The sequence below is a fragment of the Sinomonas sp. P10A9 genome (assembly GCF_041022165.1).
Classification (GTDB): Bacteria; Actinomycetota; Actinomycetes; order Actinomycetales; family Micrococcaceae; genus Sinomonas; species Sinomonas puerhi.
Genome location: NZ_CP163302.1, coordinates 3,564,752 through 3,578,951 on the forward strand (window position 1 = coordinate 3,564,752; position 14,200 = coordinate 3,578,951).

General features: G+C 66.0%; 15 protein-coding genes and 2 pseudogenes. 9 read left to right on the forward strand and 8 right to left on the reverse strand.

Annotated features, from left to right (window positions below; translation table 11 throughout):
- Nucleotides 1-165: 165 nt before the first annotated feature.
- Nucleotides 166-345, reverse strand: a complete 180-nt coding sequence (locus tag AB5L97_RS16340; protein WP_307958456.1) for a hypothetical protein — start codon at nt 343-345, stop codon at nt 166-168.
- A 296-nt stretch (nt 346-641) separates the two neighbouring features.
- On the opposite strand from AB5L97_RS16340, the gene AB5L97_RS16345 reads away from it, so the two are divergent.
- The 3 genes and pseudogenes from AB5L97_RS16345 to AB5L97_RS16355 all read left to right on the forward strand — a co-directional run.
- A complete protein-coding gene (locus AB5L97_RS16345) occupies nt 642-2,768 on the forward strand; it encodes a caspase family protein (RefSeq protein ID WP_369045438.1) in 2,127 nt (708 codons plus the stop codon).
- A 27-nt stretch (nt 2,769-2,795) separates the two neighbouring features.
- Entirely contained in the window at nt 2,796-3,317 is a 522-nt protein-coding gene (locus tag AB5L97_RS16350; protein ID WP_369045439.1) for a hypothetical protein, read from the forward strand.
- A 176-nt stretch (nt 3,318-3,493) separates the two neighbouring features.
- Nucleotides 3,494-3,691: pseudogene (locus AB5L97_RS16355) on the forward strand (ISL3 family transposase); the annotation flags it as partial.
- On the opposite strand, the gene AB5L97_RS16360 reads toward AB5L97_RS16355, so the two are convergent.
- From AB5L97_RS16360 to AB5L97_RS16385, 6 genes and pseudogenes are all read right to left on the reverse strand, one after another.
- Entirely contained in the window at nt 3,684-4,499 is an 816-nt protein-coding gene (locus AB5L97_RS16360; protein ID WP_369045440.1) for an IPT/TIG domain-containing protein, read from the reverse strand. The pseudogene AB5L97_RS16355 and the gene AB5L97_RS16360 sit on opposite strands and share 8 nt — an antisense overlap.
- A gap of 156 nt (nt 4,500-4,655) precedes the next feature.
- Nucleotides 4,656-5,330, reverse strand: coding sequence for an MFS transporter (locus tag AB5L97_RS16365; protein WP_369045441.1), 675 nt, complete (start codon nt 5,328-5,330; stop codon nt 4,656-4,658).
- 68 nt (nt 5,331-5,398) lie between these two features.
- On the reverse strand, nt 5,399-5,734 hold the full coding sequence (locus AB5L97_RS16370; protein WP_369045442.1) for an MFS transporter: 336 nt from the start codon (nt 5,732-5,734) through the stop codon (nt 5,399-5,401).
- 28 nt (nt 5,735-5,762) lie between these two features.
- Nucleotides 5,763-5,864 (reverse strand): annotated as a pseudogene (locus tag AB5L97_RS16375) (hypothetical protein); the annotation flags it as partial.
- A 74-nt stretch (nt 5,865-5,938) separates the two neighbouring features.
- Nucleotides 5,939-7,174 (reverse strand): HNH endonuclease family protein, encoded by a 1,236-nt coding sequence (locus AB5L97_RS16380; RefSeq protein ID WP_369045443.1) that lies wholly within the window; start codon nt 7,172-7,174, stop codon nt 5,939-5,941.
- Between the two features lie 234 nt (nt 7,175-7,408).
- Nucleotides 7,409-7,612, reverse strand: a complete 204-nt coding sequence (locus tag AB5L97_RS16385; RefSeq protein WP_369045444.1) for a hypothetical protein — start codon at nt 7,610-7,612, stop codon at nt 7,409-7,411.
- A gap of 94 nt (nt 7,613-7,706) precedes the next feature.
- On the opposite strand from AB5L97_RS16385, the gene AB5L97_RS16390 reads away from it, so the two are divergent.
- Together AB5L97_RS16390 and AB5L97_RS16395 are read left to right on the forward strand one after the other, a co-directional pair.
- A complete protein-coding gene (locus AB5L97_RS16390; RefSeq protein ID WP_369045445.1) occupies nt 7,707-8,540 on the forward strand; it encodes an SDR family oxidoreductase in 834 nt (277 codons plus the stop codon).
- Nucleotides 8,541-9,042: 502 nt separating this feature from the next.
- Nucleotides 9,043-9,348 (forward strand): YciI family protein, encoded by a 306-nt coding sequence (locus AB5L97_RS16395; protein WP_369045446.1) that lies wholly within the window; start codon nt 9,043-9,045, stop codon nt 9,346-9,348.
- Here AB5L97_RS16395 and AB5L97_RS16400 read toward each other — a convergent pair.
- Nucleotides 9,326-9,952, reverse strand: coding sequence for a TetR/AcrR family transcriptional regulator (locus AB5L97_RS16400; protein ID WP_369045447.1), 627 nt, complete (start codon nt 9,950-9,952; stop codon nt 9,326-9,328). The two genes, AB5L97_RS16395 and AB5L97_RS16400, sit on opposite strands and share 23 nt — an antisense overlap.
- 115 nt (nt 9,953-10,067) lie before the next feature.
- Here AB5L97_RS16400 and AB5L97_RS16405 point away from each other — a divergent pair, with 115 nt between their 5' ends.
- The 4 genes from AB5L97_RS16405 to AB5L97_RS16420 all read left to right on the forward strand — a co-directional run bounded on the left by AB5L97_RS16405 (nt 10,068) and on the right by AB5L97_RS16420 (nt 14,192).
- Nucleotides 10,068-10,808 carry a DUF981 family protein gene (locus AB5L97_RS16405; protein ID WP_307958470.1) on the forward strand — a complete coding sequence of 247 codons (741 nt, stop codon included), beginning with the start codon at nt 10,068-10,070 and terminating at the stop codon, nt 10,806-10,808.
- A gap of 259 nt (nt 10,809-11,067) precedes the next feature.
- Nucleotides 11,068-11,370: a hypothetical protein gene (locus AB5L97_RS16410; RefSeq protein ID WP_307958471.1), complete on the forward strand. Its 303-nt coding sequence runs from the start codon at nt 11,068-11,070 to the stop codon at nt 11,368-11,370.
- 23 nt (nt 11,371-11,393) lie between these two features.
- Nucleotides 11,394-12,275 (forward strand): S8 family serine peptidase, encoded by an 882-nt coding sequence (locus AB5L97_RS16415; RefSeq protein WP_369045448.1) that lies wholly within the window; start codon nt 11,394-11,396, stop codon nt 12,273-12,275.
- 318 nt (nt 12,276-12,593) lie between these two features.
- A complete protein-coding gene (locus AB5L97_RS16420) occupies nt 12,594-14,192 on the forward strand; it encodes a succinic semialdehyde dehydrogenase (RefSeq protein ID WP_369045449.1) in 1,599 nt (532 codons plus the stop codon).
- Nucleotides 14,193-14,200: the final 8 nt, after the last annotated feature.

Genomic DNA, 14,200 nt, shown 5'->3' on the forward strand with positions numbered 1-14,200 from the left:
GCCGTCGTTCACAAGCGTGCATGACAGCAACCTAGCGACGCGATCCACTCCCCCGGAATGGACTTAAGTCGCGTGTCTCAGGCCGGCCGGACGGCGAAGTGAGCGGGAACGACGGCGGGCGCGCACGCTCGAGGTGCGGCCCGCCGTCGTCCGTTTATCAGGGTTTCAGCGGCCGAAGATGCGGGAGAGGAGGCTCGGGCCCTTCGCGGCGTCGATTTCCGCCTGGGAGTGCTGGCCGTTGCACCAGTCAGCCTTCGCGACACCGCGCTTCACCTGATCCACATGCTGGCCGCAACCGGACCAGGTCGTCTTCTTGCACGTCTTGCACGTCACTGGGTAGCACATCGGCAAACTCCTCTATCGTCGGTCGAATACCCCCTGGGGTATTACGTATACCCCCGAGTGTATCAGGAGCCGGCCGCCGTCGCTCATGCCCCTGGCCCGGGATGGCTGAGGGAGCCGGAGCTTCACGCACGACGGCGGGCCCGCACCGTTGATGTGCAGGCCCGCCTGTCGCTCGGTTGGTTACTGCCCGGCGCCGCCTCGGACCGGTAACGCTGCGGTAACGCCTCTCACTCGATCATGTACCTGACCACTCCGACACTCGAGGTCAAAGACCCGCGTCTCGTAGGAGCTAGGACATGTCAGTAACCGCAGCGACTCCCTCCACCCCACGAAGTTCAGGGCTCACGCCGGAAGAGCTCGCATCAATTCGACCGAACGTGATCACGCTGTCTCAGGGCAGACTCGCGACGGATGGCGAGCTGCCCACCTCGCAGGCCGACGTGGACCGGATGTTCGACCCGGCCTGGGACAAGAGCCTTCCACAGTTCGTTGCCGACCATGGCCCAGGCCCGGTGCCGGTCGTCCTCTGGGCCCACGGCGGGCTCGTCGACGAGGGCGCCGGGCTGAAGAATGCACACGACCAGATCGACTGGTGGAAATCCAACGGCGTCTATCCCGTCTATTTCGTGTGGGAGACCGGGCTCGCCGAGAGCCTCAGCGCGCTCGTCCAGCCGCCGGTGACCCGTGGGGCCCGAGGGTTCTTCAGCAACGCCAAAGACCGCATCATCGAGTTGACCCTGCATTTCGACGGTGGTCCCGCCGTCTGGGGCAATATGAAGGACAGCGCCGCGAACGCCTCGCGGCCGGCACTCGGGACACAGCCCGAGGGTGGGGCGGCGTATTTCGCGAACCTGCTGGGGGACTACGCCAAGCACAACGCCGGCGCAATCGCCACCAACGCCATCGGCCACAGTGCAGGCGCCATCTTCCACTCGTACCTCGTGCCCACAGCGTTGGCAGTGGGAGTCCCCCACTTCGACAACGTGATCTTCCTCGCGCCGGCCGAACGCGTAGACCTGTTCAAGAGCACCATCGTTCCGGAAATCGGAGGGCGAATTTACCGGATGTCGATGTTCACGATGGACCGCGCGCACGAACGCGCGGATAACTGCCTTCAGGTCTACAACGCTTCCCTGCTGTACCTGATCAGCCACGCCCTCGAACCCGAGTTGGACTGCCCAATACTCGGGCTTCAGGACAGCATCAGCGCCGACAGCGACTTGCGCACGCTCTTCGGTCCCCCGGCCGTCCCCGCCTCGCCAGCGGACGTCGTCTGGACTCCGACCGTCGCAACGACTGGGGCCGACGCAAGCCAGGCCACCTCTCATGGGGACTTCGACAAGGATCCGGACACCATGAACAGCCTCGCAACCCGCGTGACTGGTAACTCTCCGGCGTTCCCCTATCCGACGGATCGAGGCCTCGGCCCCGACCCCTGGTCGTACTCCAAGCCGTTGCCTCTCAAGCCGGTGGACACCAGGCCGAAGCGCGCCCTCTGCATCGGCATCAACGACTACCCGGGCAACCTGCGCCTGTCCGGCTGCGTCGCGGACGCCGAGGCGTGGGGAGCCCAATTCGAGACACTGGGGTTCGACGTCGAGAAGCTCATCGATCAGGACGCCACACGAGAGAACATTCTCGAGCGGATCCTGGCGCTGGTGTCCGAGAGCCAGTCAGGAGATGTCGTCGCCATCCAGTACTCGGGCCATGGGACCTATGTCCCGGACCTGACCGGCGACGACGACGCGAGCTGGCCCTACGAGCAGGCGCTCTGCCCGGTCGACTTCCTGTCCGGGAATCTCATCATCGACGACGACCTCGGCGCGGTCTTCGACCTCATCCCCGACGGGGTGGACGTCACCTGCTTCTTCGACTCCTGCCACTCCGGGGAGGCGACCCGCTCCCCGTTCCCGGAGGCCGACTCAGCCGCACCCGTAGCAGACCAGGGCCGCAGGCCTCGCTTCGTGCACCCCACCGAGGACATGGTGGCCGCCTACAGGGCGCAGCGCGGGACGCCATCGAAGGCCGACCGCCGCACGTCGATACGCGAAGTCGCCTTCTGTGCATGCGGCCCCCGCGAGGTCGCCTACGAGACGGGCGGGCACGGGGACTTCACGGCCGCGGCCGCCATCCTCATCGTCACCGCCGCCGGCAAAGTCACCAATGAGGACTTCCTCCAGCAGGTGCTGGCGAAGTTCAGGGACCAGCCTAAGCAGAACCCCGAACTGGACGCGGCACCCGTCGTCGCCGCCCGACCGTTCCTCGCGACTCTGGCACCCGCCGCGATCACGCTTCCGGGCGGCGTCCCCACCGATGCCAACGTACTCAACGCCGAGACGAACATGGCCCACGCCCGTGCCGTCTCGGCCGCCGAGTTCCTGAGAGCCACCGCGGACTTCATCGAAGGCCGCGCGCACGAATGAAGCAACGTCATGCCGCTTGGAGGTCCCGTGAACCACGCCGCAGTCCGCCGAATGTCCCCGCTCACGGTGCTCGCCGTCGTCTCGCTCGTGGGCGTGCCGCCCGCAACCGCTGCGCCACCCACGCCCGTTCCGTCCGCGCTCTTCTATGATCTGCCGGCCGGCCTCGGGTGTGCCTTTCATCTGCAGGTCTCGGGCACGGATGCGAAGACGCACATCCAGGAATTCAGGGACAAGAACGGCAACGTCATCCGCACTATCACCGCCGGCGACGGGTACACGCTCACGTACACCAACGCGGACACGGGGAAGTCGCTGGCCATCCAGTCCAGCGGCTCCGTCCAGCACACGACGCTCAATCCAGACGGAACAAGCACCGTGACGCTCACCGGCAACAACGGCCTCATCCTCTTCCCCACGGATCATCCCGCTGGCCCGACGACCACTCAGTACGTGGGGCGCGTTGTCTTCACCACCGATCAGAGCGGCAATGCCACCGTCGTGAGCACCTCGGGCAAGAGCACAGACATCTGTGCCGCTTTGGCCCAGTAACTCGCTCGCCCCCAACCCACCCAAAAGCGCTCGCCCCCAACCCACCCAAAAGCGCTCGACGCCGGGACCCCGCGTTACTGGTCTTCCTCCCGCCTTTGCTTCCCGGTCCTCTCCCGCCTTTGTCTGGGGTTTCCGGTCTGTCAGCACGGTTGCGGCGACCGCACGTAGCCCAAGCCAAGCGCAGGGCCGCGGACGTTCCGGGACCGCCGGGAATATCCAGCGGGCCAAGCAAGGCCATCTATGGCCGGCTCGAACACCTCGGCGACTCAGCCCTAGGCCTCCGGAAGCCGACAAACGACATCGCCCGGTCCCTGCTCGGGACCGGCGGATTCAGACACGGCTACACTCCACATTGTGAAGAGCCAGTTATGTGAATTCGTACTTCGCATCGGCATTTATGGCACTGGTGCCAGCAGGAGTCGTCACGGTCACATCTACCTTTATCGGGTCCGGCATCTTCGGACTCTTTATGGTAACTTGGGTGTCCCCTGCACTCACGATGTTCGTGGTGGCATCTCCAAAACTGACCTTAGTTGCATCTTTGAATCCGGTACCGGTAATTGTGATATCTGTTCCCCCGTCCTTCGTACCACTGCCCGGGTCAACCTTCGCAATGGATGGCAGGGGGGCCGTCTTGACGACGATCATACGTGCTGATCCTGCTACGGGGCCAGGGGGCGGATCTTGGCTGATGACGATGTCGTTAGGGTCAGGTGATGGCGAGGGCAACTGAAGCGAAAATGTAGTGCCCGCAACTACCGCCTGAACCTCACTGACCGCCTTCCCTTTCAAGTTCGGCACCGCAAGCTGCCCGAAACTGTATCCAAGAATATCTCGCCGCGTTTCGTCGGCCGCCGAAGAGGCAAAGTAGTAGGCGACTGCCGACCCGGCAAGAGAAACTATGGCACCAACCAGCAGCTTCTGGAGATCACCGAACGAGCCTATTTCGATAGACGCCGCCGTAAATATCAGGATGCCGCCGACAAGAAGCATCGCCAATAGAGGCCTCGTCAAACTCGTCGCTTTGGGATCCTTGGACCTTTTCTGCTGAGCGAATCTAAATCTAATCAGGAAGCCAATGGAACCGACGACGATTGCCATTACCACCCAGAGAAGAATCGTCGCATCACTTAGCAAGTGGATCACCCTTTCCCTGCCCATGGAACTCTCAGTTCCACTCACAGGGCGATTATCGCGGCAGCGCGTTACTCCGCCGTTACCGATCACCGACACGACGCGCCCCGGCACCCGAGCCCCGTGAATCTGTCCGGACGCTCCGACGCATGACGGCGGGCCCCGCACCTCTCGGTCCGGGCCCGCCTGTCGTTTCGGCTGAGATCAGTCGGCCACAGTGGCGGCGGCGACCGCGTCGGCCGGCGTGGCGCCGTCGTCCGCCGCCTGACCGCCGGCCTGGGCGAGTGTCATGCCTCGGGTCTCCTCGGCGAGGAACAGCGAGGGCAGGAACCCTGCGAAGGTGATCACGGCGGCGACCAGCTTGGTCGGGCCGATCCCCCATCCCGTGAGTGCGAACGGCAGGCCGAACGTGCCCGACACGGCGCCGATGCGGGAGACCGCGGTGGTGATGCCGACGGCCGAGGCTCGGACGTTAGTCGGGAAGAGCTCGCTCGGGTAGGCCCACTCGAGGATGCTCGGGCCACCGGAGAAGAGCGCGTAGGCCAGGAAGCACGCCACGATGACGCCGACCGGTGCGGACGGCGCGAAGCCCAGGACGAACAGTGGCATGGACATGAGCGCGAAGCACCAGATGATGAGCGGCCTGCGGCCCCACGTCTCGATGACCGTGAGCGCCGGGAGGCAGTCGATGAGGAAGACGAGGTCGTCGCCACGGATCCTGAGGTTCGAGGCGTTGCCCTGGCCGAGCCTGAACGCGGCGAGGATGGACGGCCCGAACGTGTAGATCGCGAAGAGCGGCCCGACCTGGAGCACGTAGAAGCCGGCGCAGAAGATGATGCGGCGGAGGCAGATGGGCTGGAGCAAGATCCGGAGGTCCACCTTGCCCTTCTCCGACTCATCCCTGTGGTCGGCATGGAAGACGACGGGCTCGACGCTGAGCTGGTCTGCTAGGGCAGCGCGGAGGGCGGCCTTTTGGCATCCTTGACGCGGCAGTGGTGGAGGAGCCAGCGGGGCGATTCCGGGGTGCCGAGGCGGAGCAGGAGCACGATCACGCCCAGGAAGGCGGAAGAGACCAGCATCCAGCGCCACGAGTCTGCGCCGAAGACCTCGAACATCGCGTAGCCGACGATCGACGCGACCGCGGCACCGATGAACCAGCCAACCTGCAGGACGCCGAGCATCTGGCCACGGCGCTTGCGCGGGAGCCATTCGGCCAGGAGGGAGTTGGCGATCGGGTAGTCCGCGCCGATGGGCCAGGCCCATGATGAACCGGGCGATGACAAGCAGGATCGAGTCCTGGACGAAGAACTGGAGCACCGAGCCGAGCACGAGCACCCAGAGGTCGACCGCGTACATGAGCTGGCGGCCAAACTTGTCCGTCAGCAGGCCGAGGAAGAGGGCTTCGAGGAAGATGCCGACGAGCGTCTTGTCGGAATAGGCATACTCGAGCGGTTAGGCCAAAGCTGTTTCGGTTGCCGCTCAGGTGGTCATGGAGCAATCAACTCGAGCTCGCGACTGGTGCCGCCGTGCCCTCTATTGCAGGGGACACACAGCGCACGAGCGTTGCTCAGCGAAGTTGGGCCTCCCTGAGAATGCCATTTCACGTGATCCGCGTCAACTTCTTCAAGAGTTTGAAGTGGACGACCGCAGCTGGCACAACGCTTATCAGACCGCTGCCAAAGAACCCAGCGCTCCTCGGTCGTAAAGCCTCTCTTTGTATCTTTCAGAACAACTTCTGGATGCGCGAGCAAAAAGCGTTTGACAAGAATGTCTCGTCGCTTTTCCATGCTTCCCGAATCGTTAGTTCCCTGCTGCATTAAACGACCGAATTCTGTGAGCTCAGAATCCCTCGATTCTTCATCTCGGTTGAGATTTTCATTCCTCGCAAGACGGAACTCAACCAGGAATCTCTTCATCATCTCCTTGATGCCTGCCCCACCATAATTTCCCAAAACGTGAGTTGCAAAAACGTACATTAGTTGTGGGTAGGACTGCTTCGAGAGTTCCATGTCATTCTGGTCGAAGATCGGCGAGATGTCCTTCAACCGCGCAGCAACTCGGTCGGCAAGCTTTGTGGCATCCGCGCCCGGCATCTTCTTCCCGTCGCGCACGAACTTGTCGAGGTACTTCTTCTTTAGGTCTGCGGTCCTGTCTTCTCCAAATTCAAGAAATGTCTTTTCGAGGTAAAGAAGTTTGCAAGAAACTTCATAGTGAGCATACCGCCGATTCGAGAACTTCAACTTTGTCTTGAAGAATGGTTCCTGCGCCAGATCGCGGACCGCCTTGGCGACAGGGCCGCCGATTGCATTCCTGCTTTCCGCGGCATTGAGTTTTTCGCCGTTATTCAGACGGGAGAATAGCTCTTCAATGTCATCCTCGTCTGCACCTCGAATCAGCGTGACATCCAGAGATATCTCCTTTATGATATCGCGCGTCTCCTCGCGAAGATCCTTGAAAAGCTGCCCCGCCTTCGGTGGCACCTCGCAATCTACGCCCGAATACTTAAAGTCCTCGGCAAGTGCGAGATTCGAGTCCAGAAACTGGAGAAGAGTGGATATCCGCTGTTTTCCGTCCACCACGGCGAACTCAAAGCCCGCATCATCAAGGTCTACTACGTGCATGTATATCTTGGGGATGTCAAAACCATTAACGATAGAGTCAATGAATAGCTGTTTCCGGTCCTTTGACCAGACGCCGCTTTCTCGCTGATAGACGGGATCCATATTGATGATTCTTCGGCTCCGACCAAACCAGGAAACAGCCTTCGGCTTCGTATCACACTCCATAGTTCGCCAGGGTACCAAGCCGCTGGCCGCGGAGAGGGAGGAATCCAGTCCCAAGGGATCGTTTGAACGCCGAGACCGCTGTCGATTGCGACTACTCACTGGTCCGGGAGATCTCGGAAAACCCTGAGACGATCTCGGGACGGTGCCCTCCGGAGGAAGACCAGGGCGACTCTAAGCCTTCCCCTGCTCCCGCTTCCGCCGCTCCGATTCCTCGCGGTGTCGGCGGATCTCCGCCTGGATGAGCTGCTCCTCCTCCGTGAAGCGGAGGGCGTTGGCGTCGTCGACGGAGTCGCGCGAGCCGTCTGCCTCCTGCTCGGCAGGGAACTCGGCGTCGTCGTCGGCGGGTTCGGGGGTGGTGGCACGCTGCTCAGTCATGGCCACACTGTAAACCCGTTGGAGTGAGATATGGGGTTTCGACTTCACCGCGGATTTCGGCTTCACTCTGCCACCGTCCCGGTACGCTCGCAGCATGACAATCGGCATCACCGGCGTCACTGGGACGATCGGCGGGCAGGTCGCCCGGTTCCTCGCCGCCGACGACCTCCCGCTCGTTCTGCTCGCGCGAACCCCAGCGAAGGCACCCAAGCTGCCACGCGCCGTCGTGCGCCCGGCCGACTACGGCGACCGCCCTCTCTGCGAGCGCTCGCTCGAGGGCGTCGAGACGCTCTTCATGGTCTCCGGGCGGGAGAGCGAGACGCGTATGGACGAGCACCGCAGCTTCATCGATGCAGCCGCCGCGGCCGGGGTGCGGCACGTGGTCTACACGTCCTTCATGGGAGCCGAGCCCGACGCGACCTTCACCCTCGCCCGCGACCACTTCGCCACCGAGGAGTACATCAAGGACGCCGGCCTCGCCTACACGTTCCTTCGCGACTGCCTCTACTCCGACTTCCTCGAGGGCATGGTGGGGGACGACGGCGTCATCCGCGGGCCCGCGGGCAACGGCGCCGTCGCCGTGGTCGCCCAGGCGGACGTCGCCAGGTGCGCCGCCGCCGTGCTGCGCGACCCGGCCGCCCACGCTGGCGTGACCTACACCCTCACCGGCCCCGAGGCCCTCACCATGGCTCAGATCGCGCACATCATCTCCGCCATCCGTGGCACCCACGTGACCTTCCACAATGAGACCGTCCCCGAGGCCTACGAGTCGCGCAGGAAATGGCCGGCGCCCGACTGGGAGTACGACGCCTGGGTCTCCACCTACACGGCCGTCGCAGCCGGCGAGATGGAGCACGTCACCGACGACGTCGAGACCCTCACCGGACGCCGATCTATGAGCCTCAAGGAAGTACTGCTGGCCGAGTAGGCATCAGCCGACCGGGTGGCCGTGGCTGCAGACATCCTGCCCAGGAAGGATGTCGTGGCCCTGGATGCATGTCCTTTCGGGCGCGAGGGGCGCGTCATGCTGGCTGACGAATAGGCTGCTCCGGCCGTGGGCGATGCCGTCGCCCTCCCGGGTGTGCCATCTCTTGTGCGGACCTTCTTTGGGCGGGACCGCATGCGAGGAGGCCTCGGACTTGGGTGCGAATGGATTCTTCATGATCCCCACCGCCTCGGGTGCTGGGCGGCGCCCCTACGGCGCCGATAGTCAAGGATAGGCTCGAAATGTGGGGCCATCACCCCCGCAATGTGGGGCGAACGCGGCTTTGGCTGGGGTGCGGCGAGTCCCGGCCAGGCACCTCGACCCGAAGGCGCGGGAGGCCGCCGTCGTGCCTTGGTCCCGGAGGTGGGCCGACCGTGGACCACGGGCTCTACACCCGCGGGCCCAGCGGCGGTACCGTTACGCCACGAGCGGCGGAAGGACTGTGATGGCACGCTTCCTCATCACCTACCACGGCTACCCCTACCCGGACATGGACGTCCTCACCGCCCAGCGGCGCGACTTCCGGGCATGGGCCCAGAAGGCCCTCGGACAGGCCATGGTGGACTTCGGTGCGCCGGTCTACGACGCCGGGCAAATGTCCACCAAGGGGCCGCCTCTCCCGCCGGTGGAGATCGACGGCTACACGATCATCGAGGCGCGTTCCGTGTCCGAGGTCCGCGCTCTCCTCGAGGACCACCCGTTCCTCGAACTCGGAGGCACGATCCAGATCAACGCATGCTTCGACGTGTGACCTGACCCGCGGCCCCGCGGAGGCCGAGGAGCTCGAGGACCCTCGCGACGGTCGCGGTCGCCGCGGCGAGGCCGGCGTCGGCCTCCGTCCCGTCGGCGTGGAGTAGGCCCGCCGCGATGACCTGCATGACGAGCTCGACGTCGCGGTCCGCGAGGCGGCGGCCGGTCATGCGCTCGAGGGCGGCGTTGACCGCCTCGGCCAGGAGCGGCCGGTGGGCCTGCATGATGCGCTGCAGGCCGGCGTCGCGCCCGGCGTCGAGCATCGGGAGGAGTCGGAGCACTACGACGTCCGCGGCGAGCCCCGGCGCGAAGAACACGTCCATGAGCTCCCGCGCGATCTCCTCGAGGGTCCGCGGCTGCGCGTCCAACTCGGCGGCTCTCGCTTGGGCCGCACGTAAGCGGAGGTCCTCCGCGCCCTCCACCGCCGCCGCATAGAGCACCTGCTTGGTCGGGAAGTAGTAGTTGCCCGATCCCGGCGCGAGCCCGGCGGCCTCCGCGACAGCGCGGTGCGTGATCGCCGCCGGCCCGTCGGAGATGAGGAGGCGGGCCGCGGCGTCGGCCATCCGGCGGCGCCGCTCGCGGCTGCGCTCCTGCTTCCCCTCCACCCTGCCCATTGTGCCGGAATAAATCCCGGGGGCCCGTTGCTCCACTCCATGTCTATACACGTGTATAGGTTTTAGAGAGGCGGGCAATCCCCGCACCATGACCAAGGAGTCAGACATGTCGGTTCCCATGGGACTGAAGATCGACTGGTCGACGATGCCGACCTACAACACCATCATGTCGGTGGCCGCGGGCGCCGCGCTGATCGCGCTCGTCGTCCTCGGCAAGGACCTCATCAAGGCCCGCACCAACGGACCCGGATCGGAGCCCCTGCAGACAGACGGCTGGGCCGTGGCCCTGGGCATCCTCGGCCTGGTCCTGTTCCCGACCGGCCTGCACATGACCCTCACATGGCCACTCGCCAAGGGCGGCTTCCCGTTCGACAACGTGATCTTCGGTGAGACGAGCCTCGGCCTGAGCGCACTGCTCCTCGGCGCGGCGTTCTACCTCTGGAAGCGCGGCACGGTACTTCGCGAAGCCGCCGACCCGGTCGCAGCGGCAGCGCGCGTGGCCCGGCCGATCTCATGGTTCGTCGGCGGGCTCGGCCTGAGCCTCTTCGGGATCGCCGCCGCCGGAATCACCTACCAGCTCTTCGCCGCTCCCCCACAGGAGCCCATCTCCGGCGCGTTTGCGCAGTGGCCGTGGCTCGAGGCCACGTTCATGTCCGGCCTCTTCGCCCTCGTTGGCCTCGGCGCCGTCCTGTTTCCGTTTGCCGCGCGCCAGCTCCGCTCCGGCTACAAGCACCAGGTGATCGTCCGCTGGATCGGCGCACTCTGGATGATCGCGGGCATCGTCTTCCTGCTCTTCGGTGCCATGAACTTCTTCACGCACATCGGGCTCATCGTCAACACGATGTGAGCCGTCAGGCTCAGACGGCGCCCCGTAGACCACGGTCTGCGGGGCGCTGCCGTGTCGGGTGTCCTCGGGGCCCGCGCGGAGAGGGCCCGGCTCACCGCGCGGCCGGGCCGCCCGCCGTGGCACCGGCAACCACCACGGACACGACCTCGGGATGAGCCCATTCGGCGCGATGGAGGTCCTGCCAACAGCGCGGTGCGGAGCCTACCCGGGCGCCGCGCTGCGGGGGTACCTTTACGGCACGCACCGCGGAAGGACGGCCATGACACGCTTCCTCATCACCTACCACGGCATGCCGTATCCGGAGACCGACGTCGTCGCCGAGAGCCGGCGCGCCCTGCGTGCCTGGGCGGATGCAAAGCTCGGCGCCGCGCTCGTCGATTTCGGGGCGCCCGTGCTTCTCGGAGGGCAGCTGTCCGCCGGTCAGGCTACAGATCCGGTCGAGATCGACGGGTACACGATCATCGAGGCACGCTCACTCTCCGAGGTGCGCGACATCCTCGCCGACCACCCTTATCTGGCGCGCGGCGGGACCCTGCAGATCAACGAGTGCGTGGCGATGTGACGCCGAAAAGAGGGAGAAAAAGCATGAAGAAGACCATTCTTGCCAGCATCGCCGCGGCGATCATCGCCGTCAGTCCGCTCGCGGCTGTGCCTGCGGCAAGCGCGAGAGACCAGCCGCCTTCACACGTCGCGGGGCAGATCCTCGTCAAGTTCAGCGACAATCGCGCGTCCGCGGGTGTGCTCCGCGAGCACGGGCTGAGCGATGGCCCGAACATCGGCAGCACAGGCGCCCGCCTCATCACGGTCCCGGCCGGCATCGTCGCCGCCATAGCCGACAACTCGATCGGGGTCGCGGGCGTGTGCCCGGGCTGCGTGATCCTCAACGGCAAGGTCCTCGACGACAGCGGATCGGGCTCTTCCTCGGCCATTGCGCGGGGCATCGACTGGGCTGTTGCCAACGGCGCGAAGGTCATCAACATGAGCCTCGCGATGCGCTTCTCGTCCCTCACCCTCGAAACCGCTGTCAACAACGCGTGGAACCACGGGGTGGTCATCGTTGCCGCGGCGGGCAACTCCGGCTCCCAGGCCAAGATGTACCCGGCCGCCTACACCAACGTCATCGCCGTGGCGGCCACCGACAACAACGACGCGAAGGCATCCTTCTCGACATACGGTGCCAAGTGGGTGGATCTCGCGGCGCCCGGGGTCAGCGTCTACTCGACCTTCCCGAATCACCCGTTCGCCCTGCAGACCACCTACAACCGTTCGCTGGACTACGACATCGGCAGCGGCACGTCGATGGCCTCTCCCATCGTCGCCGCCACCGTGGCCTTGGCGTGGAACGCGCATCCCGCCTACACGAACGCCGATGTCCGAGCGCACGTCGAGTCCACTGCCGACAAGATCGCCGGAACCGGGTCCTACTGGGCGAATGGCCGCGTGAACGCGAACGGCGCCGTCCACTAGGCCGCGCGGCCACACTGTGGCTGGGCGCACGGGCGCGCTCAGCCTGCCAACCTGGACGTCACGTCGTCCTGTTGCCAGCCCTCCTCCCCAGCTTTAGGCTTCAAGTTACGGGGTGTCGCGGGCCTCTCGCGGCGTGTCGGACAATGAGATCGCACGAGAGCCGGGGACGACGGCACACGGTGTCGGCCCAGGCCTCCGGCGACGACCCTCACGAGATGCCCCCAGAAGGTGACTCGTCGAGGCTGAGGTAGCCGCCGCCGTCCCAGCCGTCGAGACAGCACTGGCTACCGGAGAGTAACAATGGCAGACTCCCAGTTCATGACATCCCGGACGACGGCGCCCGGCGCCACCGCATCCACCTCGCCTGCCGGCGGGCCCACCACCGCGCCCGACGCTCCGCGCGCCTCCTTCGAGCAGCTGGCCTCCCTCGCCACGGGAACCGGCCCAGCGCTCGAGGTGACCTCCCCGTTCGATGGGCAGCCACTCGGCGTCGTGCGCCAGGCCGCGGAGGGCGAGGTCGCGGCGGCTGTGCAGCGCGCCAGGGAGGCGCAGATGCGCTGGGCGGCGACCCCCGCGAGGACCAGGGCCGCCGTGGCCCGGCGTTTCGCGAAGCTCGTGCTGGACCGGCGGGACGAGATCCTCGACGTGGTCCAGGCAGAGACCGGCAAGTCGCGCCTCGCCGCCCTCGAGGAGGTCGTGGACGCCTCGATGACGGCCTCGCACTACGCGCACACGGCCCCTGGGCTCCTGCGTCCGCGGCGCCATGTCGGCACGTTCCCGCTCCTGACGCAGACCACCGAGCTGCGGCATCCGAAGGGCGTGGTCGGGGTCATCACCCCCTGGAACTACCCGTTCACGCTCGTGGCGAGCGACTCCATCCCCGCGCTGCTCGCGGGCAACGCCGTAGTCATCAAGCCGGACCACCAGACCCCGTACTCGGGCCTGATGGTCCTGGACCTCCTGTGGCAGGCCGGGCTCCCCGACGGGCTCGCGCAGGTGGTGCTCGGACCCGGCGCTGTGGTGGGGCCGCAGCTCGTCGACGCGGTCGACTTCGTGATGTTCACAGGCTCGACGGCGACCGGACGGGTCGTGGCGCAGCGCGCCGCCGGGCGGCTCATCGGGTTCTCCGCGGAGCTGGGCGGCAAGAACCCGCTCATCGTGCTGCCCGACGCGAACATCCCTGCGGCCGCGGCCGGCGCCGCGCGGGCCTGCTTCGCCAATGCGGGCCAGCTGTGCGTGGGACCCGAGCGGATCTATGTGCACGAGGCCGTCCGCTCGCGGTTCACCGAGGCGTTCCTCGACGAGGTCTCGAGGATCCGCGTCGCGCCCGGGACATCCTGGGACGCGGACATGGGCTCGCTCATCTCCCCCGCGCACCTCGCGCGGGTCCAGGCGCACTTGGACGATGCCGTGGGCAAGGGCGCACGGATCCTCGCCGGCGGCGCCGCCCGGCCCGATCTGGGTCCGGGCTTCTTCGCCCCCACCGTCCTCACCGACGTCCCCGAGACCGCGGACCTCGTGCGTTCCGAGACCTTCGGTCCCGTCGTGGCCATCTACCCCGTCCGGACCGAGGACGAGGCCATCGCCCGCGCCAACGACAGCACGCTGGGGCTCAACGCGAGCGTGTGGACCACGCCGTCGCGCGGGCGGGCGCTCGGCTCCCGGATCGAGGCCGGAACCGTCAACGTCAACGAGGGCTACGCGGCCGCGTGGGCCTCCCACTCGGCGCCGATGGGCGGCTGGAAGGAGTCCGGACTGGGCCGCCGCCACGGAGCAGAGGGCCTCCTGAAGTACACCGAGGCCCAGACCGTCTCGGTGCAGCACGCCCTGCCCATCGCCCCCTGGACCGGGATGAGCAACGAGCGCTTCGCGAACCTCTTCACCCGGGCCACGGGCATCCTCAACCGGTTCCGCTGAGGGGCCCG

Coding starts and splice junctions, on each gene's coding strand:
- AB5L97_RS16345 (WP_369045438.1), top strand. CDS start 642: ATGTCAGTAACCGCAGCGACTCCCTCCACCCCACGAAGTTCAGGGCTC.
- AB5L97_RS16380 (WP_369045443.1), bottom strand. CDS start 7,174: ATGGATCCCGTCTATCAGCGAGAAAGCGGCGTCTGGTCAAAGGACCGG.
- AB5L97_RS16395 (WP_369045446.1), top strand. CDS start 9,043: ATGGCACGCTTCCTCATCACCTACCACGGCTACCCCTACCCGGACATG.
- AB5L97_RS16390 (WP_369045445.1), top strand. CDS start 7,707: ATGACAATCGGCATCACCGGCGTCACTGGGACGATCGGCGGGCAGGTC.
- AB5L97_RS16420 (WP_369045449.1), top strand. CDS start 12,594: ATGACATCCCGGACGACGGCGCCCGGCGCCACCGCATCCACCTCGCCT.
- AB5L97_RS16405 (WP_307958470.1), top strand. CDS start 10,068: ATGTCGGTTCCCATGGGACTGAAGATCGACTGGTCGACGATGCCGACC.
- AB5L97_RS16415 (WP_369045448.1), top strand. CDS start 11,394: ATGAAGAAGACCATTCTTGCCAGCATCGCCGCGGCGATCATCGCCGTC.
- AB5L97_RS16410 (WP_307958471.1), top strand. CDS start 11,068: ATGACACGCTTCCTCATCACCTACCACGGCATGCCGTATCCGGAGACC.
- AB5L97_RS16340 (WP_307958456.1), bottom strand. CDS start 345: ATGTGCTACCCAGTGACGTGCAAGACGTGCAAGAAGACGACCTGGTCC.
- AB5L97_RS16385 (WP_369045444.1), bottom strand. CDS start 7,612: ATGACTGAGCAGCGTGCCACCACCCCCGAACCCGCCGACGACGACGCC.